We start from the raw sequence: 20603 nt of genomic DNA on the forward strand, positions 1-20603 counted from the left end.
AGCTGACGGGCTTCTCTGAAAGGCCCCTTACCGTGACCGATCAAATGACCGCAGACGCCGCCGCCGACCCCGTCCACGCCTTCATCGCCCAGACCGTGGCGGAACATGACGTGGTCCTGTTCATGAAGGGCACGCCGGACGCGCCGCGCTGCGGCTTCTCCTCGCTGGCGGTGCAGATACTCGACCACGTGGGCGCGGCCTTCGTCGGCGTCGATGTGCTTCAGGACGAAGCCCTGCGCGACGGCATCAAGAGCTTCACCGACTGGCCGACCATCCCGCAGCTCTACGTCAAGGGCGAGTTCGTCGGCGGTTCGGACATCGTGCGCGAAATGTTCCAGGCCGGCGAACTGCAGGCCCTGATGGTCGAGAAGGGCGTCGCCCTCGGCGAGGCCTAGGACCGGATGGCCCGGCCGCAGCTGACCCCGCGCGAAGACCGCGAGGTCTTCGTCGTCCCGCTGGACGTGCGGCCGGAGCACATCGACGAGAACAACCACGTCAACAACGTCGTCTATGTCGGCTGGCTGCAGGACGTCGGCACGGCCCACTGGAACGCGCGCTTCGACGAGGCGACGCGGGCGAAATGGTCCTGGGTCGCGCTGAGGCACGAGATCGACTACCTGCGCGCCATCGCGCCGGGCGCGACCGGCGTCGTCGCCCGCACCTGGGTCGGCGAGCCGCAAGGCCCGCGCTTCAACCGCTATGTCCGCATCGAGGACGGCGAAGGCCGCCTGTGCGCCCAGGGCGTCTCGGAATGGTGCCTGGTCGACGCCGCCACCCTGCGCCCCGCCCGCATTCCGGCGGAGATGCTGGGGCCGTTTTCGACCTGACGCCTTGCCCTTTCCTCCCTGTTGCGCAGCAATGGGGAGGGGGACCACGAAGTGGTGGAGGGGGCGACGCCATGGCCGACAGTCTAAGTCACGAGCGGGCCCGCACGATGCGACGCGCCCTGACGCCACCAGAAGCTTAACTGTGGGCGCAGTTAAAAGGGCGCAAGCTTGAGGGGCTGAAGTTCCGACGCCAGCACCCCATCGGCCCCTACATCCTCGACTTCTATTGCGCCAAGCAGGAACTGGCGGTCGAAGTCGACGGCCTGATCCACGGCGACGCCGATCAGGTCCGCCATGACGAGCGGCGCACGATCTGGCTGGAGGAGAAGGGCGTGTCGGTGCTGCGCGTCGCCTCATGCGACGTGCGCGACGATATAGAGGGCGTCTTGAACGCAATCAGAAACCGCGTGCTCAAACGGCAAGCTTAGCGCCGCCCCCTCCACCGCTTCGCGGTCCCCCTCCCCACAAAGTGGGGAGGAAAGACTCGGCTTTTACCTACAGACTGATCGGGTTCAGCACGCGGACGTGCTGGCCGGTGTTCAGGCCCAGTTCGGCGTAAGTCCAGCTGACGACCACGCCTTCGCGGACGATGGCCTTGCACAGGTCGGGGGCGCGGCGGATCAGGCTGAGTTCAGCCGGGTCGGCGTCCTTGATCTTGACCTCGAAGCTGGAGGCCTCGGTGCAGCCGTTGGAGCCGACCACGACGCTCAGGCGCTGGCCGTCGAAGTCGACCTTGCGGACGGCTTCCAGGGCTTCGGCCTGGGTCACAGCCTGGTTGTTGATGTTGACCTTCCGCTCCCCGCCGTCGTTCGAATAGATGACGCAGCCGCCGAGCAGCGGCAGCAGGGCGACGGCCGCAACGGCTGCCCTGATGGAGGCCTGGCGCATCAGTTGGCCTCGGCCGGGGTCGAGTGGATGACGCGGGTCGTCGGCTTGTCGCTGGCGATGATGATGCAGCCCGACAGCATGGGCGCGGCGATGGCGGCGACGGCGAGAGCGATGATGATACGGCGCATAGGTGTTCCCCTTCTTGGCTGGCGGCAAACTGCCAGCGTCGCCGTTCCGGATCACGTGAATAATCGGAAAGGCGGGGCTTGAACGGAACAGCCACAGTCATAGCTACTGTGACCCGCCTCCCCGGGACACCATCGAAAGACCTCTGCATGAGCCTGCTGTTCACCCCGCGCGCCGTCGGGCCGCTGACGTTGAAGAACCGCATCGTCGTCGCCCCCATGTGCCAGTATTCGGCCGTGGACGGCGTCCCCCAGCCCTGGCACGCCCAGCACATCGCCCGCCTGGCCCTGTCGGGCGCCGGCCTGGTGGTGATCGAGGCCACGGGGGTCGAGGCGGCGGGGCGCATTTCCTGGGCCGACACCGGCCTGTGGGACGACGCACAGGAAGCCGCCTTCGCCCGGATCATCCGCGACATCCGCACCTATTCGGACACGCCCATCGGCATCCAGCTGGCCCACGCGGGACGCAAGGCCTCGACCAATCCGCCGTGGATCGACCGTGGCGGCCCGGCGCCGGAGGACAAGGCGTGGCGGACGTTTTCAGCTTCAGCTCAAGCCTTCAAGGCCGACTGGCACACGCCGACCGCCCTGGATCAGGCGGGCATGGACCGGGTGGTCGCGGCCTTTGTCGATTCCGCCCAGCGCGCCGACCGCGCCGGCTTCGATCTGGTCGAGTTGCACGCCGCCCACGGCTATCTGCTGACCCAGTTCCTGTCGCCCCTGTCGAACGAGCGGACGGATGAATTCGGCGGCTCGCTGGAGAACCGGATGCGCTTCCCCCTGAGGGTGGCCCAGGCCCTGCGCGACGCCTGGCCCCGCGCCAAGGCGCTCGGCGTGCGCTTCAACGGTTCGGACTGGACCGAGGGCGGGATTACGCCGGACGAGGCCGCCGTCTTCGGTCAGGCCCTGCACGCCATGGGCTATGACTATCTGCACCTGACCAGCGGCGGCAACATCGCCACGGCCCGCATCCCTGGCGACCAGCCCGGCTATCAGGTCGCCTTCGCCGAGGCGGTCAAGGCGGCGGTTCCCCAGGCCAATGTCATGGCCGTGGGCATGATCGTCACCCCGCAACAGGCCGAAGACCTGTTGGCCGAGGGCCAGACCGACCTGATCGCGGTCGCCCGCGCCGTGCTGGACGACCCGAACTGGGGCCATCACGCCGCCGTCGCCCTGGGCCAGCCGGAGGCCCTGCCTGTCCAGTACGAACGAGCGGGCGCGGCCCACTGGCCGGGCTATGCGGCGGCGCGGACCTCGGCGGGTTGAGCGTCTGACAGGCTCGCCACGACGGCGGCCCCATTCGACAAGGCGTCGGCCTCGGGCTGGGGCCGACCCAGCAGGTAGCCCTGAACCTCGTTGCAGCCCTGGGCGCGCAGGAAGGCCAACTGCTCGGCCGTCTCCACGCCCTCGGCCAGCACCGGGATCGACAGGCTTTCGCCGATGGTCAGAACGGCGCGGATGATGGCCTGCGACTGGGGCAGGTCGCCGTCCAGCTCGATCATGAAGGAACGATCCAGCTTGATCTTGTCGAACGGGAAGGCCCGCAGGGTCGACAGCGAGGAATAGCCGGTGCCGAAGTCGTCCATGGCGATGGTGACGCCCAGATCCTTCAGCTGACGCAGGACGTGGGTGGTGCGCTCCATGTCGCTGATCATGGCCGTCTCGGTGATCTCCAGCTCCAGACGCGTGGCGTCCAGACCTGTCTCCTGCAGCACCTGCTGCACCAGACGCGGCAGGTCCACATGGCCCAGTTGCACCGGCGACAGATTGACCGCGATCTTGTGCGGCTCGGCCCAACCGGCGGCCTGCTTGCAGGCCTGACGCAGGACCCACTCGCCGATCGGCAGGATCAGGCCCGTCTCCTCGGCCACCGGGATGAAGTCGGACGGCGGGATGTAGCGGCCGTCCTCGTCCTTCCAGCGCAGCAGGACTTCATAGCCCGTCGCCTTGCCGGTCTGGACCGAGGCCTGGACCTGATAATGCAGCTCGAACCGCTGGTTATCCATCGCCTCGCGCAGGGCCTGGGTGACGCGACGGCGAGCGCGGACCGCCTGATCCATGTCCGCTTCGTAGAAGCAGATGTCCTGGGTCAGCGAGGCCTTGGCGCGATACATGGCCAGGTCGGCGTTGTTGATCAGGGTCGACAGGTTGTCGGCGTCCTCGGGCCATAGCGAGACCCCGATGCTGGCCCCGCAGGCCAGGTCGGCGTGTTCAATGGTCACGGGACGGATGATGGCGGCGCGCAGGCGCTTGGCCACGGCCTCGGCCTCGGCGCGCGACGACACCTCGGCCATGGCCACGAACTCGTCGCCGCCCTGACGCGCGATGAACTCGCCCTCATGCAGGACCTCGCGCAGATGGTCCGAGATGCGGCACAGAAGCTGGTCGCCGACCGCGTGGCCGTAAAGGTCGTTGACCTCCTTGAAGCGGTTCAGGTCCAGGGCGAACAGAGCCAGGGTCGCGCCCGGCTTGATGGTGTCGGTCTGACGCGTCAGGCGCTCCAGGAAGGAGGCGCGGTTCGGCAGGCCGGTCAGGCTGTCGTTGCGGGCCAGATGGGCGATGCGGCGTTCCTGGGCCTGACGGGCGCGCAGATCGCGCACGGCGTAGATCATGACCTCGCCTTCGCTGGCGTGGTCGCGCTTGGCGGCCAGTTCGATCGGCAGGACCTCGCCCTCGGCGGTGGTCAGGGACGACTGCACCATGTCGCCGTCAGCCAGACGGGCCACGTCCTCGACCCAGCGCGACAGCTTCTGACCCAGCAGAGCCGGGCGTTCGACTCCGACCAGTTTCAGCAGGGCGCTGTTGGCGCCGACGATGACGCCGTCGCGCTCGACCGCCATGCCGTCCACGCCGCCTTCGATCAGGTGTTGCAGACGGATTTCGGCCTGGCTGCGCGACTGGGTGTCCAAAGCATAGCTGGCGGCGCCGGCGCCGAGGACCAGCAGACCCACGCCCGCCACGCCGATGGCGATGGCCTGGCGCGCGTCGTCGCCGGTCAGGACGCCGTCCTGGGGGACGAAGGGCAGGATGGTCATGGCCGACATGGCCGTGAAGTGAAGGATGACGATGCCCAGGACCATCAGCACCACCGCCAGCCAGCTGTTGCGAGCCGTCGTGGACAGCTTCTCGGCCTTGAAGGCGGCGGCGCCGAACAGCACCGACCCGATCACGGAGGCGACGACATAGGGGGTGGACCAATGGATCACGGCGTCGACGGCGAAGGCCGCCATGCCGATGAAGTGCATTCCCGCCACCGTCAGACCGAACACCAGGCCGCCGACCAGGGCCGACCCGTTGAACCGCAGCGAGGCCATCAACAGGGCCGCCCCGCATCCGCAGATGGCGACGAACAGGGACAGACCCGTCAGGCCAGGCTCATAGGTGACCTGGACGCCCGGCTCATAGGCGATCATGGCGACGAAGTGGGTGCACCAGACCGTGGCGCCGCCGGCGACCGAGCCCAGGAAGACCCAGGCGGCGCGCGTTCCGGTCCGCGTGCTGCGAACCCGCTTCAGCAAGCTTACTGTAATCCAGCTGCCCAGGACACAGATCAGGGCGGCCAGGGCGACCAACGCCAGGTTGTGGGCGTTGGTCAGACAGTCGACGATACGCATGAAAACCGAAGGGAATGCGTTAGGGGGATGACGTCCTTACCCGAGCATTCCTTAATCCGCCGTCGTTCGACATGGCTAACAAAGCCTTGCCATTGAAGACTGTATCAGGACCCGCGGTTCGGCTTGTCGTCCTGACGCATCATATAGGGGTTGTTGACCGACACCGCCGCGCCGGGCTCCAGACCCAGTTCCTCGAACGACCATTGCAGTTGCACGCCTTCGGACTTGATGTCGGTGCAGCGGTCCTCGTCCACCCGGCGCAGGGTGATGACCGTGCTGTCGCGCAGGCGGGTGATGAAGGGTTTGACGTCCGCCTTGCTGGTGCAGCCGTTCGAGCTGACCCAGAAGACCGCCGTGTCGCGCGTAAAGGCGGCGGCGTGGATCGGCTCCAGCTGGCCCGGCATGCCGGCGGTGGGCACGGCCGGTTCACCGGTCACGGCGCAGCCCCCCGCCCCAAGGGCGACAGCAGCGACGGCGCAGAGGGCGATGGTTCGTCTCATCTCGGCCTTCCAGGGCGGACCATGTTCGCCCGGTCAGAATGCGCTGCTTCCTTCCCCAAGGGAACAGCGGATGCTGAATAAGAAAGAAGCCCCGGTTCGCACCGGGGCTTCCATCAACTCTATCGTCGATCGCCTGAAATCAGGACGAGTAGTATTCGACGACCAGGTTCGGTTCCATCTTGACCGGGTACGGCACGTCCGACAGTTCCGGCACGCGCACGTAGCGGACCGAGAAACCACGGTCGCCCTGTTCCAGGTAGTCAGGCACATCGCGTTCCGACGACTGCTGGGCTTCGAGCACCAGAGCCATATTGCGCGACTTTTCCTTGACCTCGATGACCTGGCCCGGCTTGACGCGGTACGAACCGATGTCGACCTTCTTGCCGTCGACGGTCACGTGGCCGTGGCTGACGAACTGGCGAGCGGCCCAGACGGTCGGGACGAACTTGGCGCGGTAGACGATGGCGTCCAGACGCGATTCCAGCAGACCGATCAGGTTTTCCGAGGTGTTGCCCTTACGACGACCGGCTTCGTCGTAGATGGCCGAGAATTGCTTCTCGGTGATGTTGCCGTAGTAGCCCTTGAGCTTCTGCTTGGCCTTCAGCTGCAGGCCGAAGTCCGAGACTTTCGACTTGCGGCGCTGACCGTGCTGGCCGGGGCCGTACGAACGCTTGTTAACCGGCGACTTGGCGCGGCCCCACAGGTTTTCACCCATGACCCGATCAAGTTTGTACTTGGCGCTATGGCGCTTGGACATAAGTCACTCTTCATGCTGATGCGGCCCGGCCCCTCCCCGATTGGAGCGGCGATCTCAACGGCGGTCCACGCATCGTCCGTAGTCAGTTCGCGCCTCGGGCCGAAACCCGATGCGAGAAGGGCGGGCTTATGAAGGCCCGCCCTCCCGGAGTCAAGCTGCGCGGGCGTTTCAGCCCTTGGCGGCTTCGTACAGTTCGTTGACCTTGTTCCAGTTCACCACCGACCAGAAGGCCTTGAGGTAGTCGACGCGGCGGTTCTGATACTTGAGGTAATAGGCGTGCTCCCAGACGTCGGCGGCCAGAAGGACGGCGCCCTTCTCGTCGGCCACGTCCATCAGGGGGTTGTCCTGGTTCGGGGTCGAGGTGACCTTGAGCTTGCCGTCCTGAAGGATCAGCCAGGCCCAGCCCGAGCCGAACTGACCGGCGCCGGCGGCGTCGAAGTCAGCCTTGAACTTGTCTAGACCGCCCAGTTCGGCGTCGATCTTGGCGGCCAGCTCGGCCGAAGGCGCGCCGGCCTGATCGGCCGGAGCCAGCAGTTCCCAGAACAGGCTGTGGTTCCAGTGGCCGCCGCCGTTGTTGCGAACCGCCTTGGGCAGCTTCGACATCTCGGCGAACATCTCTTCCAGCGACTTGCCCTGCAGCGAGGCGTCGGCGTCCACGGCCTTGTTCAGGTTGTCGACATAGGTCTGGTGATGCTTGTCGTGGTGGAAGGTCATCGTCTCCTTGTCGATGGCCGGTTCCAGCGCGTCATAGGCGTAGGGCAGCGGGGGCAGGGTGAAGGCCATGGGAGGTTCCTCTTCCGGGTTATGATTCGTCTGGCCCCTATCTAGGGCGGCGCACGAAAGACCCAAGCCTTTACGGCGGAGTTTGTTCAGTTTTTCGCTCGATGTGACGCGATCTGGAACCGGAACGGCGAAACAGCCGTTTTCAGGGGTCGTCTCGCCTCCCCCGAGGCGCATTGATGGAGGATCGCCGTGCCTGCCCGATCCGCCCGCCCCACGGCGCCGCTCAGCGACGCCGAAGCTGAGACCCTGAGACTGCAGTTGCTGGAGATCATCCCGCGCCTGCGTCGCCATCACCTGCTCGACCTGGCCGACACCCTGCACGAGGCCGCCCGCGAACGCCGCGACGGCGAGCCGCGCCATTTCGACCTGAGAGTGTAAACGACCACAGCTTGCGCCGCGCGCCCCGTCAGGCAGACTGGCGAGAAGTAGAGCTGTGGGGAGCACGCCATGCTGAGATTTTACGCCGTCCTCGCGACCGGCCTGGCCCTGTCAGCTTGCGCGACCGGCCCGGTGGAGGCGGTGCGTTCAGCGGACGCCGCCAAGGCCCAATGCCGAACCACCTCGCAACCCGGCGGCGGCTCGTCGATGGACTGCACCCTGTGGGAGCGAACCACGACGACCACCACCACCACGACCACACGGCCCAATGGCGAAACCACCACGACGGTCGAGCAAACCCGGACGGGCGGCGACGCCTAGGCTTTCAGCCCACAGCCAGCGCTTGCCCCCTTAAGAAGCGTCGAAAACGACGGGGTCGAATGTCCGCAACGGGGTGGAAAGCGGACACTTCACGTGTAGGCTTCCGGCTATGACGAAGATACGCTTGATCCGGCGGGCCGCTGTTGTCGGGAGTGCAGCTTCCGCGATTGCCTACGTCGGCTTTCTGATGGCAGGCCTCAATGGTGGCGGACCACACCTTGATGATCTCTGGGGGGCTGTCTTTTTTGCACCTGCGCACGTGCTTGTTGCGTGGGCGATCTTCTGGGTATTGGGTGTCATTGCGTTCGCGTTTCGGAGCAAACTCGCGGACCACTTGCTCTTATTGTCCGCTGGGCTCGTTGGTTTGCCGTTCCTCTGGACGGTAGCTATGAGCTATCTGTATTACGATTGGCCACGGGAGATTTGGCCTAGTTTCCAAGACGATGCTTGGCGTTGGCATCTTACCTATATTTACGCTGAGTTCGCGCTAGGAATATTTCTGGGATTCATTGGCCTCGCCGCTACTGCCTTAACAATCAGCAAGCCGGCCGAGACGTAGAGGGTCCGCAATGGGTCGTTTGCGGAATTGACTACCGAACCCGAAAGCAGACATGCGCCCAAAGCCATCCCGGTCGCAGCGAAGCGAAGAGCCGGGGCCCGGGCGTCAGAACCTGATACGGGCGCGCCTGTGATCCGCCGCCTGGATCCCGGGTTCTGCTGCGCAGCCCCGGGATGACGGCGTAGCGTCATCAGCCCGCGTGCAGTTCCTGCTTCACGCGTTCGGCCAAGGTCTTGATGTCCAGCGGCTTGGGCAGGAAGGAGACGCCGGTCTCGTCCTGCAACAGGTCCGAGAAGTCGCTCTCGGCATAGCCCGAGATGAACATGACCGGGGCGTCGCCGAGGAAGGGGCGCGCCTTTCTCAGCAGGGACGGACCGTCCAGTCCCGGCATGATGACGTCGGAGATCATCATGTCGATCTGACCGGCCCATTCCTCGGCCAGGATCAGGGCTTCCTCGCCGTCGCAGGCCTCGATCACCTCATAGCCGCGCTGGCGCAGCAGGCGGGCGGCGATGCCGCGCACGGCGGCCTCGTCCTCGACGAACAGGATGCGGCCCGCGCCCGACAGGTCGCGCGGCGCGGCCTTGACCACCTTCTCGACCACGGGGGCGGCGACGAGTTCCTCGGCCGAGGCGGCGGGCAGGAAGATGCGGAAGGCGGCGCCCGCGCCCTCGATATTGGTCACGCTGATGTGGCCGCCCGCCTGCTGGACGATGCCATAGACGGTGGCCAGGCCCATGCCGGTGCCTTCGTTGACCGCCTTGGTGGTGAAGAAGGGCTCGAAGATCTTGTCCAGCAGTTCGGGCGGCACGCCGGGGCCGGTGTCCGACACCTCGATCAGGGCGATCTCGCCCGAGGCTTCGCGCCATCCCATGTCGCGGGCCTGGGCTTCGGTCAGGCGGCGGGTCCGAATCGTGACCACGCCCGCCCCCGGCTCGACCACGCCGCGCATGGCGTCGCGAGCGTTGACCGCCAGGTTCATGACGGCGGTTTCCAGCTGGCTCTTGTCCGCCAGGACCAGGGGCATGTCGCGGCCGTAGTCGGTCTCCAGTCGCACGTCCTCGCGCAGCAGGCGGCGCAGCAGGACGGCGAACTCGCCGACCAGTTCGCCCAGGTCCAGACGCTCGCGCCGCACCGTCGACTTGCGCGAGAAGGCCAGCAGCTTGCGCACCAGATCGGCGGCGCGGATGCCGGTCTGGCGGATCTGGTTCAGCCCGTCATAGGAGGGGTCGCCGACCGGGTGACGCTCCAGCAACTCGGACAACTGCATCTGGATGGCGGTCAGCAGGTTGTTGAAGTCGTGGGCCACGCCGCCCGCCAGCTGGCCCACGGCCTGCATCTTCTGGGCCTGCGACAGCTGCAGCTCCATCGACTTCTGCGACGAGACGTCGAACAGCCAGACGCGGCGCTTGTCGCCCTCGGGCGCGACATAGAGGTGCAGGTGACGGTCAGGATAGGCGCGGGCGACCAGCTCGATCGGGCCGGAAGACCCCGCCGCCAGCTTGGTCTTCGCCTCGGTCACGCCCGCCAGGTCGAACAGGTGGCCAAAGGCGGCGTCGCCGGAGGCGGCGGGGCCGGTCAGGACGGCCAGGGCCGCGTTGGAATCCTCGGCCTTGCCCGCGAACAGGTCGTCGCCGGCGATGACGGTCGAGCCGAAGGGCGCGCCGGCGGCCATGGCGCGGGCCTCGCCGCTGACCTTGGCCGGGGCGACGACGGGCGCGGTCTGCGGCACGGGCAGGACGGCGTCGGGGGCAGCGCGGACCAGGAAACGCCCCTGCCCCGCCTGACCGATCAGGACCTCGATCTCGCGCGCGCCGATCTGGACGATGGCGCGGCCCTGATGACCTTCGCGGGCCTGGGCGAAGGCCATGTAGAGGGCTTGCGCCGACTTGCCGCGCGGAAGGGCGGTGACGGCCCCGTTCTCCTCGGCCCAGGCGCCGTTGTAGGCCAGGACCTGACCGGACGGCCAGACCAGAGCGGCGGGCTCGGCCATGGCGTCCAGCATCTCGACCGCCGTGTCGCCGTGGGCGCGGCGCACTTCCGCGCGTCCGAAGGCGAACAGCCAGATCAGGGCCGTGGCCCCCGCTGCAAAGATCAGGATCAGGCCCGGCGCCGTCATCGCATTGGCGCGGAACGCCGGATAGACCATGGCCGCGACCGCCAGGGCGAAGCCCAGGGCCATAACCACCAGCAGGGGATCAAAGGTCGGACGGCGCGTGGTCGCCGCCTTCGGCCGGGAAATCGTCATGGCGTCCTGCCCGCGCGAATCAGTGGTGGTCAGCATATCGGAGGTCCGGCCTGGCCCATAACGGGACAAACCTTTCCTCCCCGTTCCATGGGAAGGTGGATCGACCGCGCACCGGACGAGACGGAGGGGGCGGCGCCGCGATCGAACAGTAGCGCGAAGACGTCGAACGTCGCACCGCCCCCTCCACCGCTTCGCGGTCCCCCTCCCCATGGAATGGGGAAAAAAGCGCCATCCTCGCCGAACGCCCTCACCGCCGTTTCCGTCCCTGCATGACGAAGCCGATCACCTTGGCCGCCGCCTCGAAATGTTCGCGCGGGATGACCTCGTCCACCTCGACCGTCGCATAGAGGGCGCGGGCCAGGGGCACGTTCTCGACCACCGGCACGCCGCTTTCCCTGGCCAGTTCGCGAATACGCAGGGCCACCGCGTCCACGCCCTTGGCGACGCAGATCGGGGCGCCGTCGCCCTGATCGGGCTCATAGCGCAGGGCCACGGAATAGTGGGTCGGGTTGGTGACGACGACGGTGGCGCCGGGCACGGCCTGCATCATGCGCTGGCGGCTGCGCTGCATGCGGATCTGGCGCAGCTTGCCCTTCACATGCGGGTCGCCTTCAGTCTGTTTGTAGTCTTCCTTGGTCTCTTCCTTGGTCATCCGCATCCGCTTGGCGAAGCGGAACTTCTGCCAGATGAAGTCGGCCCCGGCGGTGAAGGCCAGGAAGATCAGGGCCGAGATCATCAGCGCCGTCGCCAGGTCGCGCGCGAAGGGCAGGATCAGGGCCGGGCTCATGGCCGCCAGGTTTTCCAGTTCGCGCGTGTGCGGCTTCAGCACCTGCCAGCAGACGGCGCCGATGGCCACCAGCTTGAGGAAGGTCTTGATGAACTGGACGATGCCGTCCGGGCCGAAGATGCGCTTGAACCCCGACAGGGGGCTGAGCGTCGACCACTTGGGTTTCAGCTTCTCGGCCGTGAACAGGAAGCCCGACTGGGCCAGGTTGCCGCCCACCCCGCCGACGATGACCGCCAGCATCAGGGCCGCCAGAAAGGGCGTCACGGCCCAGACGGCGCGCATGCCGATCTCGACCCCGGCGCCGGCTTCCAGCCCGCCCATCATGGCGTGGGGCTCGGCCAGGAAGGGCAGCATGTCCTCGGCCATCTGACGCGAGAAATAACCGCCGCCGATCAGCAGGACCGCCGTCGCCCCCGCCAGGGACATGGCCGCCGCCACGTCCGGCGACTTGGCGACGTCACCCTTTTTTCGGGCCTCCTCAAGCTTTCGCGGGGTGGCCTCTTCGGTTTTCGACTCGGGATCGGAACCTTCAGCCAAGGCTCCCTCCCGTGAACACCCGCGCCAGGGCGCGATAGCGGTCGATGAAGATGGTCCCCATCACGCCGAGGCTCAGCGCGAAGATCGAAAGGCCCAAAAGGACGCTGAGCGGGGCGGCGGCGAAATAGACCTGAAAGGCCGGCATGACCCGGGCGATCAGGCCCGAGGCCAGGTTGAAGATCAGGGCGAAGACCAGGACGGGCGCCGACAGCTGGACCCCCAGCATGAAACTCTCGCTCAGGGTCCTGACCGCCATGGCGGCGAAGTCGGGCGCGATCATCGGCTTGGCCGGGGAGATGGCCTCGTAGGAGCCCAGGATGCCGGCGATGAACAGGTGGTGGGTGTTGGTGGCGAAGATCAGCGTCACCCCCAGCAGCATCAGAAAGGCCGACAGGGTCGAACCGGGCGAGGCCTGCAGGGGGTTGGCCGTCTGGGCGAAGCCCAGGGTGGTCTGCTGCGAGATGATCTCGCCCGCCGTGACCAGGGCCGTCATGAAGCTGCGCAGGATGACGCCGATGGCCAGACCCGTCGCCACCTCGCGGATGATCCACCCGACCATGCCCCCCATCGTCGGCGGCAGGGCCGGCAGGGTCCCGGCCACCAGCGGCCACATGACCAGCGACAGCAACAAGGCCAGCGACAGGCGCACGCGCGGCGGCACATAGGATTCGCCGATGCCGGGAATGGTCATCAGGATGGCGCCGACCCGCGCGAAGATCAGCCCGCCGGCCCAGATCTGTTCGGCGGTGGCGTAGGACTCCACGGCGCGGCCTACATGCCGGCGATGCGGGCGGCGATCTCGCGCATGAAGCCGCCCAGCAAGGCCCCCATCAGCGGCAGGAACAGCAGCAGGGAGACGAAGATGGCGATGATCTTGGGCGCATAGATCAGGGTCTGTTCCTGAATCTGCGTCAGGGCCTGAAACAGGCCGATGACCACGCCGACCACCAGGCCGACGACGAGCACGGGAGCGCACAGCTGGATCGTCAGCCAGATGGCGTCACGGCCAATATCCAGAACTTCCGCGCCGCTCATCACCACTCCCGGGAACTGGGCAGAAAATGCCGACAGGATGGTTAACAGGGCGTTTACCCACCCACTTTCTTCCTTCTCCCCTTGCGGGAGAAGGTGGCGGGCGAAGCCCGACGGATGAGGGGTCGCGCCGCCCTCATCCGTCATGGCTGTGATCGCCGTTGCGAGACCCCTCATCCGACCCGCTGCGCGGGCCACCTCCTCCCGCAAGGGGAGAAGGACAGGAACAGCCACAAGGCCCGTTTCACCCCATCGGCCATCTGACGGCTGGATTGATCGGCCGGTCCGGCTATATGGACAAGCCATGACCGACCACGCGCACAAACCCTCCGTCTCGCAGGCCGAAGCCGAAGCCGCCGTCCGCACCCTGATCCAGTGGGCGGGCGACAATCCCGACCGCGAGGGTCTGCTGGAAACGCCCAAGCGGGTGGCCAAGTCCTATCGCGAGCTGTTCCAGGGCTATGAGGTCGAACCGCGCGAGTATCTGGAAAAGACCTTCGAGGAGGTCGGCGGCTACGACGAACTGGTGGTCCTGAAGAACATCCGCTTTGTCAGCTTCTGCGAACACCACATGCTGCCGGTCGTCGGCGTGGCCCACGTCGGCTACCTGCCGACCGACCGTGTCGTCGGCATCTCCAAGCTGGCCCGCGTGGTGCGCGGCTTTGCGCGGCGCCTGCAGATCCAGGAAAAGATGACCTCGGACATCGCCGGCGCCATCCAGGAGGTGCTGCGTCCCCACGGCGTCGGCGTGGTCATCGAGGCCGAGCACAGCTGCATGACCATGCGCGGCGTCGACGTCCCCGGCGCCAGCCTGTCGACCAGTTGCCTGCTGGGCGTCGTGCGCGAAGACCCCCGCACCCGCGAGGAGTTCCTGCGGCTGGTGCGGGGCTAGGCGTTAGCGACGCGCGGACGTCAGAGCCCTTTCCGCCGCTTCCAGCACCGGGTCCCGTCCCGCGCGCACCGTCGCCAGCGTTGGCGCAACCCTAATGTGAGGTTCAACCCCCACGCCTTCGATTCGTCGCCCTGATGGGTCAAGATAATCATGGATCGGCGCCTGCAGCCGGCCGCCGTCGCGAAGCTTGAAATCCGTTGAGGTCAGCACGCTGCCGGCGGATCTACGTCCAACCAGCACCCCGCGCCCGTGGTGGCCGATGGCGCGCGCCGTCACTTCGGCAGCGCTCGCCGACCGAGGACTGATCAAGATCGCCAGAGGGCCATGGTAGAGTGGCCCATGCGCCCGCGTATGCAGAGTCTGCCGACGACCGTTGGTCACTCGCACGCCAATCAAGGAATGATCAGGCAACAGCGCGCTCAGCAACCGCTCCTCCTGAATGACCCGCCCGCCGCCGTTGGTGCGCAGATCGAGGATGACGCCCTGCGGCGGCGCGCTCTTCAGTTGCGCCAGAACCCAATCGATCTGCTCCTGCTTGAAAGCGTCAAAGCGAAGAAGGAGGGCGCCGCTTGGCAATATCTGCTTTGCATAAGACACGCGCGGGGGCGGCGAACGCCCATGGCCTAGCGTTAACTGCCGAGCGCCTGCAGATGTCAGGAAAGTGTAGCGCCGCTCTCCGATCGAAGCAGTCGGCACGATCAGCCCAATCCGCCAGCCAGGCTCCACCCCCGCCTGCTCAGCCGAGCCCCCCTTGATCAGATCGATTACCTCGTCGCCAGACAACTGGATGCCCAACGCATGGAGGGCGTCACCGTTCGTACTCTTCGCCGGGCCGATGAACAGGCGTGGCTTCGAAACCGATCCCTCGGGCTGCGCATGCTTCCACAGATCAACTCCCAGCGGCGGCGAAACCGCGACATGTGACTGTCCCATTTCGTTCAACATGGGCGTCAGAACCTGAAAATAGAGGCCCGCCGTGTCCGGCGCTTGTCGAGCCAACGGCCGGTAACGCTTCAGCGCTGCACGCCATGTTTCGCGACGCGAGGCGTTGTCGAAATGCCGCTGATCCAGCTTGGACCAGACCTCATCAAAGACGATAAGATTCCGCTTTGCGCGCTCAGCGGCCGTGCGCGGCTCGGGTAAAGGCAAGGGTTCGGAAAGACGCCCGACCAAAGCCAAGCCAAACGCCAGAACCACCGCGCCGGCCGTTCGCGCCACGCCTGCCATACCCATATTCGCCCCTCAGCCCCGACTTGACTTTGCGCATGAGGAGGACCGCTGGCAAGACTTGCCATCCGACCGGCCCTCTTCTTGCGTTGTCCATCCTGAAGGGAGCCATCGTCATGGGCTGGACTGCGTTTTCGTCTCATAATGAGCCGCCGCCCATCATGCGTGGCGGTTGGCTGGACGCGCTGCGCTTCATCGTGGCGGCGCTGATCATCCTGCACCATTTCCAGGCCTCGGCGCCCCACGCCCTGGCCGAGGCGGTGCATCCGGTGTTCGAGCGGGGCGGCTTTCTGCTGACCAACTTCTTCCTGATCGACAGCGGCTATGTGCTGATGCGGGTTTACGCCTCATCGGTCGCCAGCGGGCGGATGTCGAAGACGGACTTCTTCCTGAAGCGCTCGCTGCGGGTGTTTCCAGCCCATCTGATCATGCTGGGCCTGCTGGTGGCCATGGTGCTGCTGGGCACGGCCATCGGCCTGCCGCCGACCCATCCCGAGTGGTTCGCCTGGGACCAACTGCCGGCCCAGGTTGCGCTGGTGCAGTCGTTCGGCGTGCATGGCGGTCTGGGCTGGAACGCCCCCAGCTGGTCGATCTCGGCCCTGCTGGGCTGTTACCTGGCCTTTCCCTGGGTGCTGCGCGGCCTGACGCGGGTCGGGCCGTGGATGGCGCTGGGACTGGTGGTCATCGGCTATCTGGCGGCCAATGAACTTTGCTGGGCCATCCTGAAGTATCCCGTCTATCAGATGCCGCTGGCGCTCGGCATATGGCGCGCCCTGCCGCTGTTCGTCCTGGGCATGGGCCTGGCCTGGTTCGCGCAGGGCGTCTGGATCAATCCGCGTCTGGCGGGATGGGCCCTGCTGCTGGCCTCCGTCGCGCTGGCCGTCGTCCAGTATTTCGACAAGCACGCCCTGATCTCGCTGACCCTCATCTCCGTCATCATCCTGGCGGCGGGCGCCGTGCCGGTGACCCGGCCGTCAAAGCTGGTCGAGCAGGCGGCGGTGGTGTCCTTCGCCATGTTCATCTCGAACGAAGTGGTCCGCATCGGCTGGTTCGGTCTGGCCGAGGTCACGGCGAACAGGCTGAACCTAGGCGAGGCCGCGCGCTGGGCTCTGTGGGTCATGGGCGTCGGCGCGGCCTTCGTCTTCGCCTTCCTGTTCCACTATGGCGTCGATAACCCGATCCAGAAACGCATCCGCGCCTGGCTGAAGAAGCGGGGCCATGCACGGGTCGAGATCAAGGAGCCGGTGATCTCGCTGGAGGGTTAACCCACTCCGCCGTCATCCTCGGGCTTGACCCGAGGATCGAGCGAAGCGGCGCGCTTCACCTCGCCGACGTCGTGTAGGCTGACAACCCGATCCTCGGGTCAAGCCCGAGGATGACGGCGGAGGAGGCGGAACGCGCGCCGCCTACCCCGTTGATCCGACCAAGTGCAGGATGTTGCCGTCCGGGTCCTTGAACCAGGCCAGACGCATGGTCCCGCAGATGTGGATGTCGCCCTGCCGCCCCATGTCGTCATAGTGTTCGAAGGTCACGCCCTTGGCCTTCAACCCCTCGACGATGTCGTCCAGTTCGACGCCGACATCCCAGGTCACGGCGTTGGCCTGATTGGTCCCGGCGAAGTCGGATTTATAAACGCTCAACCAGGTCGAGCCGGTGCGATAGCCCAGCACCCCGTCGTTGGACGTATCGGCCAGGTTCAACTCCAGCACGTCCGAATAGAAGGCCTTGGCCCGATCCAGATCCTTCACCGCCACAATGGCCGAGGAGTTCTTGTTCTTGAGCATATGACTTCTCCCTGTTCACGAGAGAGAACCGCCAAGGGCGAGAGTTCGATCCACCACCCTGGTCCGTCATCCTCCGGCGAGGCGTAGCCGAGACCGGGGGACCCGGCGGCGCCGCAGGCGATCTTTCAGGCCAGTGCAGCGCGTGAGTTTATCGCCCTAACGGGCGCCGCTGGGTTCCCGGTCAGCGCCGCTACGTGGCTTGCCGGAGAATGACGAAAGAAAGAGGGCAGAAGAGAGCGATGGCCCTCGCCTCAGGCGTGCACTACAGAAATGCAGATGAAACGATCCGTGAGCCGGGCAGCGCCCCTCGTCATCGCCGCAATCTTTTCAGGTGCGACAGGCTCGTCCGGAGCTGCAAAGACACAAGACACCGAGTGGACCCGGGTCTGGATCGCAGAGGTCATCGGATCAGAGATATCTCTGCCGCCCGAATACATTCACCATGCCGGCTATGTGCAGGGACAGACGATTCAGGTCCGTCCGCTCCAAACTTTAAGGGGCCCGGCAAACGACGCCGTACGCTCAATCGAACACCGGGTCTTCCTGTCCGAGCCCCTAAGGGACAAGCCGCTCGAAACAGGCGAACGCGTGACCGTCTATGAGCAGACGGCATCTCCCTCCGAGCCCGCCTTCATCCTGGTAAAGCGTCGGCGTGAGGTTGATGAAGGCCCTGTCTCGGACCCTGATCTACCCTAACCCCACGACAGCCGCCCTCAGATCGGCATCCGCATGATTTCCTGATAGGCGGAAATGACCTGGTCGCGGACGGCCATGACGGTTTCCAGCGAGGCTTCGGCGGAGGACACGGCGGTGACGACGTCGATCAGGCTGCCCTGGCCCTGGACCATCTGGCTCATCTGGGTTTCGGCGCCGCGCGTCTGCTGCGCCGTCTGGGTCATGACGTTCTGCAGCAGTTCGGAGAAGCCGGGCCCCTGCGCCGCCGAGGCCGCGCTGGGCGGCGTCGCAGTCGGCATGGCGCCGCCCTGAACCGCTGCATAGGCCTTGGCCGCCATCATGGGATTCATGGGCTAGGCTCGCTTACTTCTTGATGATGTCGAGGGTGCGGGACTCCATGTTCCGCGCCGTCTCGATGACGTTCAGGTTGGCCTCATAGGCCCGCTGCGCCTCGCGCATGTCCATGGCCTCGACCAGGGTGTCGACGTTGGGCCGCTGGACATAGCCCTCGGCGTTGGCCGCCGGGTGCGAGGGGTCGTATTCGACGCGAAACGGGCTCTGGTCCGGGCGAACCTCGGCCAGGACCACGCCGGTCGCGCCATCGACCTTGCGCGCCTGAAAGACCGGGGTCTGGCGGCGATAGGGCTCGCCCCCCGCGACGAGGGCGGTCGACTGGGCGTTGGCGATGTTCTCGGCGATGATGCGCATGCGCGACTGCTGCGCCTTCAGGGCGCCGGCGGCGACGCCCATGGCGGTGTTGCGCGGGGTGACGGGACGGCCGTTGACCGGATCAGGCATGGGTCAGTCTCCCTCAGACGCCGGGCTTCTTGGCCGCCAGGCGGATCATCTGCATGGACTTCTGGTAGAAGCCGATGGCGGCGTCATAGGCCATGCGGCTTTCGGCCATCTTCAGCATCTGCTCCTCGACCACGACCGAGTTGCCGTCGAGCGTGGTCTCGGAATCGGGGGCGTTCAGCGACTCGAAGCGCGCCGCCTGCCCCGCCGGGGCGATGTGACGGGCGTTGGTGGCGACCATCTTCAGGCCGCCGCCGGTGCGAAGGGCCTCGGCGAAGTCGGTCGGCGCCTTCAGGTCGCGCGCCATGAAGCCGGGGGTGTCGGAGTTGGCGACGTTCTGGGCGATCACGCGCTGACGATCATCGAGCCACCCGAGGCGGCCCTTGATCTGGTTCAGCAGCGGAATGTCGGTGACGGACACGCAGGTCCCCTCGAACGGTTGATCGGCAGAATTTGCCGCCTCCATGGTTAATATTCCGTGTTTCTAAACGCCGCGTTAACCACGAGCCGCGAAACGTGCGGGCGAAGCGGCGCGCATGCAGGCGCCGCATTCCCGCGCCTTGGGGGGCCTCGAAACCGCATGAATTTCCTCGACCTGTTCCGGGCGGTGTTCGGCCTGGCGATCACCCTGGGCCTGATCGGCCTGGCCGCCTGGGTGGCGCGCCGCTACGCGCCGCAGTTGTTGGCGAAGTTTCAGGCCGAGCGCGGCGCGCGCCGGTTGCAGGTGATCGAGACCCTGGTGCTGGACCCGGCCCGCCGTCTGGTCCTGGTGCGGGTCGACGCCGAGGAGCGCCTGATCCTGCTGGGCGAAGGCCGGGAGTTGATCGAACCGCGCGGCCCGGGAGAAGTAAAATGAGCCGTCATGACGCTTCTCAACATCAAGAAGCCCTCCCCCTCGAGGGGGTAGGGTTGGGTGGGGGTGTTCACGCCAACGTCGCTGATCAAGCCCCGGAGACGCCGACGGGCATGCCTCATGCGCGCACTCATCAATCGCGGCGCACACACCCCCATCCCCGCCCCTTCCCCCCTCGAGGGGGAAGGGAGAAGGTTTTCGCCCTGCCCTCGCGCGCCGAGCTGAAGCGCGCCGCCCTGCTGTCGCTCATCACCACGGCCCTGTGCCTAGTCTGGCCCCTGGGCGCCCTGGCGCAGGAGGCGGCGCAGGCGGCCCAGAGCGGATCGGCCATCAATATCGACCTGGGCACCGGCGCGGGCCTGACCCAGCGGGTGGTGCAGCTGGTCGGGCTGATGACGGTCCTGTCGCTGGCGCCCTCCATCGTCATCATGACCACCAGCTTCGTGCGAATCATCGTGGTGCTTTCCTTGCTCCGCACCGCCCTGGGCATGCAGCAGTCGCCGCCCAACGCCGTCCTGGTGTCCCTGGCCCTGTTCCTGAGCGCCATCGTCATGGCCCCGACCTGGCAGGACGCCTATGATTCGGGCATCCGCCCGCTGATGGATCAGCAGATGGAGCTGCCCCAGGCCTTTGATGCGGCCTCTGAACCGGTGAAGACCTTCATGCTGGCCCAGGTGGATCGCGGCGACCTGGCCCTGTTCACCCGGTTGTCGAAAATCGAGCCCCCCCAGGACGTGCAGGAACTGCCCCTGCGGGTGGTCACTCCGGCCTTCATGATCAGCGAGTTGAAGAAGGCCTTCACGATCGGATTTCTTCTTTTCGTTCCGTTCCTTGTGATCGATCTGGTGGTCGCCAGCGTGCTGATGTCCATGGGTATGATGATGCTGCCGCCGGTGGTCATTTCCCTGCCGTTCAAGCTGATCTTCTTCGTCCTGGTGGACGGCTGGCGTCTGGTCGCCGGAAGCCTGGTCGAGAGCTTCCAGCGCGGCGCCGGCGGGGGATAAGTCCCCGCCCTCAGGGG

General features: G+C 66.3%; 26 protein-coding genes. 11 read left to right on the plus strand and 15 right to left on the minus strand.

Annotated elements, in window-relative coordinates:
• Positions 1-44 precede the first annotated feature (44 nt).
• From grxD to ACR9FL_RS13155, 3 genes are all read left to right on the plus strand, one after another.
• Positions 45-395, plus strand: a complete 351-nt coding sequence (grxD, locus tag ACR9FL_RS13145) for a Grx4 family monothiol glutaredoxin (RefSeq protein WP_296177740.1) — start codon at positions 45-47, stop codon at positions 393-395.
• A 6-nt stretch (positions 396-401) separates the two neighbouring features.
• Positions 402-827 carry an acyl-CoA thioesterase gene (locus ACR9FL_RS13150; protein ID WP_296177735.1) on the plus strand — a complete coding sequence of 142 codons (426 nt, stop codon included), beginning with the start codon at positions 402-404 and terminating at the stop codon, positions 825-827.
• 200 nt (positions 828-1027) lie between these two features.
• Positions 1028-1255: an endonuclease domain-containing protein gene (locus ACR9FL_RS13155; protein WP_436358159.1), complete on the plus strand. Its 228-nt coding sequence runs from the start codon at positions 1028-1030 to the stop codon at positions 1253-1255.
• 67 nt (positions 1256-1322) lie between these two features.
• Here ACR9FL_RS13155 and ACR9FL_RS13160 read toward each other — a convergent pair whose 3' ends face one another.
• Positions 1323-1715 (minus strand): hypothetical protein, encoded by a 393-nt coding sequence (locus ACR9FL_RS13160; RefSeq protein WP_296177733.1) that lies wholly within the window; start codon positions 1713-1715, stop codon positions 1323-1325.
• Entirely contained in the window at positions 1715-1843 is a 129-nt protein-coding gene (locus ACR9FL_RS13165; protein ID WP_255413109.1) for a hypothetical protein, read from the minus strand. The genes ACR9FL_RS13160 and ACR9FL_RS13165 overlap by 1 nt, the downstream gene beginning before the upstream one ends.
• 147 nt (positions 1844-1990) lie before the next feature.
• On the opposite strand from ACR9FL_RS13165, the gene ACR9FL_RS13170 reads away from it, so the two are divergent.
• The gene (locus ACR9FL_RS13170; RefSeq protein WP_436355897.1) at positions 1991-3106 is read left to right on the plus strand and encodes an NADH:flavin oxidoreductase/NADH oxidase; all 1116 of its coding nucleotides are present in this window, start codon (positions 1991-1993) and stop codon (positions 3104-3106) included.
• Here the strand turns inward: ACR9FL_RS13170 and ACR9FL_RS13175 are convergent.
• From ACR9FL_RS13175 to ACR9FL_RS13190, 4 genes are all read right to left on the minus strand, one after another.
• Entirely contained in the window at positions 3076-5454 is a 2379-nt protein-coding gene (locus ACR9FL_RS13175) for a bifunctional diguanylate cyclase/phosphodiesterase (protein ID WP_296177728.1), read from the minus strand. The two genes, ACR9FL_RS13170 and ACR9FL_RS13175, sit on opposite strands and share 31 nt — an antisense overlap.
• 104 nt (positions 5455-5558) lie before the next feature.
• Entirely contained in the window at positions 5559-5954 is a 396-nt protein-coding gene (locus ACR9FL_RS13180; RefSeq protein ID WP_296177726.1) for a hypothetical protein, read from the minus strand.
• A 139-nt stretch (positions 5955-6093) separates the two neighbouring features.
• Positions 6094-6711, minus strand: coding sequence for a 30S ribosomal protein S4 (rpsD, locus tag ACR9FL_RS13185; protein WP_105564076.1), 618 nt, complete (start codon positions 6709-6711; stop codon positions 6094-6096).
• A 168-nt stretch (positions 6712-6879) separates the two neighbouring features.
• Positions 6880-7494, minus strand: coding sequence for a superoxide dismutase (locus ACR9FL_RS13190; RefSeq protein WP_296177724.1), 615 nt, complete (start codon positions 7492-7494; stop codon positions 6880-6882).
• Between the two features lie 189 nt (positions 7495-7683).
• Between ACR9FL_RS13190 and ACR9FL_RS13195 the strand changes: the two genes are divergently transcribed.
• The 3 genes from ACR9FL_RS13195 to ACR9FL_RS13205 all read left to right on the plus strand — a co-directional run bounded on the left by ACR9FL_RS13195 (position 7684) and on the right by ACR9FL_RS13205 (position 8752).
• A complete protein-coding gene (locus ACR9FL_RS13195) occupies positions 7684-7872 on the plus strand; it encodes a hypothetical protein (RefSeq protein WP_296177723.1) in 189 nt (62 codons plus the stop codon).
• 69 nt (positions 7873-7941) lie between these two features.
• Positions 7942-8193, plus strand: a complete 252-nt coding sequence (locus tag ACR9FL_RS13200) for a hypothetical protein (RefSeq protein ID WP_296177705.1) — start codon at positions 7942-7944, stop codon at positions 8191-8193.
• A 109-nt stretch (positions 8194-8302) separates the two neighbouring features.
• Complete coding sequence (locus ACR9FL_RS13205) at positions 8303-8752, plus strand: hypothetical protein (RefSeq protein WP_436355898.1); 450 nt, start codon at positions 8303-8305, stop codon at positions 8750-8752.
• 190 nt (positions 8753-8942) lie between these two features.
• On the opposite strand, the gene cckA is transcribed toward ACR9FL_RS13205, so the two are convergent.
• From cckA to fliQ, 4 genes are all read right to left on the minus strand, one after another.
• Complete coding sequence (gene cckA, locus ACR9FL_RS13210) at positions 8943-11036, minus strand: cell cycle histidine kinase CckA (protein WP_436355899.1); 2094 nt, start codon at positions 11034-11036, stop codon at positions 8943-8945.
• Positions 11037-11247: 211 nt separating this feature from the next.
• Positions 11248-12324: a flagellar biosynthesis protein FlhB gene (gene flhB / locus ACR9FL_RS13215; RefSeq protein WP_296177969.1), complete on the minus strand. Its 1077-nt coding sequence runs from the start codon at positions 12322-12324 to the stop codon at positions 11248-11250.
• Entirely contained in the window at positions 12317-13087 is a 771-nt protein-coding gene (gene fliR / locus ACR9FL_RS13220) for a flagellar biosynthetic protein FliR (RefSeq protein WP_436355900.1), read from the minus strand. Before fliR ends, flhB begins: the two co-directional genes overlap by 8 nt.
• An 8-nt stretch (positions 13088-13095) precedes the next feature.
• A complete protein-coding gene (gene fliQ, locus ACR9FL_RS13225; RefSeq protein ID WP_199183609.1) occupies positions 13096-13362 on the minus strand; it encodes a flagellar biosynthesis protein FliQ in 267 nt (88 codons plus the stop codon).
• Positions 13363-13660: 298 nt separating this feature from the next.
• Between fliQ and folE the strand changes: the two genes are divergently transcribed.
• A complete protein-coding gene (folE, locus tag ACR9FL_RS13230) occupies positions 13661-14248 on the plus strand; it encodes a GTP cyclohydrolase I FolE (protein WP_296177967.1) in 588 nt (195 codons plus the stop codon).
• 3 nt (positions 14249-14251) lie between these two features.
• On the opposite strand, the gene ACR9FL_RS13235 is transcribed toward folE, so the two are convergent.
• Positions 14252-15481 (minus strand): S41 family peptidase, encoded by a 1230-nt coding sequence (locus tag ACR9FL_RS13235; RefSeq protein WP_436355901.1) that lies wholly within the window; start codon positions 15479-15481, stop codon positions 14252-14254.
• A gap of 155 nt (positions 15482-15636) precedes the next feature.
• Here ACR9FL_RS13235 and ACR9FL_RS13240 point away from each other — a divergent pair, with 155 nt between their 5' ends.
• On the plus strand, positions 15637-16740 hold the full coding sequence (locus ACR9FL_RS13240) for an acyltransferase family protein (protein ID WP_436355902.1): 1104 nt from the start codon (positions 15637-15639) through the stop codon (positions 16738-16740).
• Positions 16741-16881: 141 nt separating this feature from the next.
• Here the strand turns inward: ACR9FL_RS13240 and ACR9FL_RS13245 are convergent, their stop codons facing one another.
• The 4 genes from ACR9FL_RS13245 to flgB form a co-directional block, all read right to left on the minus strand.
• The gene (locus ACR9FL_RS13245) at positions 16882-17259 is read right to left on the minus strand and encodes a VOC family protein (protein WP_436355903.1); all 378 of its coding nucleotides are present in this window, start codon (positions 17257-17259) and stop codon (positions 16882-16884) included.
• A 713-nt stretch (positions 17260-17972) separates the two neighbouring features.
• The gene (gene fliE / locus ACR9FL_RS13250; protein ID WP_105564065.1) at positions 17973-18284 is read right to left on the minus strand and encodes a flagellar hook-basal body complex protein FliE; all 312 of its coding nucleotides are present in this window, start codon (positions 18282-18284) and stop codon (positions 17973-17975) included.
• A gap of 13 nt (positions 18285-18297) precedes the next feature.
• Positions 18298-18732 (minus strand): flagellar basal body rod protein FlgC, encoded by a 435-nt coding sequence (flgC, locus tag ACR9FL_RS13255; RefSeq protein WP_296178689.1) that lies wholly within the window; start codon positions 18730-18732, stop codon positions 18298-18300.
• A 13-nt stretch (positions 18733-18745) separates the two neighbouring features.
• A complete protein-coding gene (flgB, locus tag ACR9FL_RS13260; protein WP_296178688.1) occupies positions 18746-19150 on the minus strand; it encodes a flagellar basal body rod protein FlgB in 405 nt (134 codons plus the stop codon).
• 159 nt (positions 19151-19309) lie between these two features.
• On the opposite strand from flgB, the gene ACR9FL_RS13265 reads away from it, so the two are divergent.
• A complete protein-coding gene (locus ACR9FL_RS13265) occupies positions 19310-19585 on the plus strand; it encodes a FliO/MopB family protein (RefSeq protein ID WP_296178687.1) in 276 nt (91 codons plus the stop codon).
• Between the two features lie 200 nt (positions 19586-19785).
• A complete protein-coding gene (fliP, locus tag ACR9FL_RS13270; protein WP_296177493.1) occupies positions 19786-20586 on the plus strand; it encodes a flagellar type III secretion system pore protein FliP in 801 nt (266 codons plus the stop codon).
• Positions 20587-20603 lie beyond the last annotated feature (17 nt).

Origin of the sequence: Brevundimonas sp. CEF1, assembly GCF_051353055.1 — a bacterium.
Lineage (GTDB): Bacteria > Pseudomonadota > Alphaproteobacteria > Caulobacterales > Caulobacteraceae > Brevundimonas.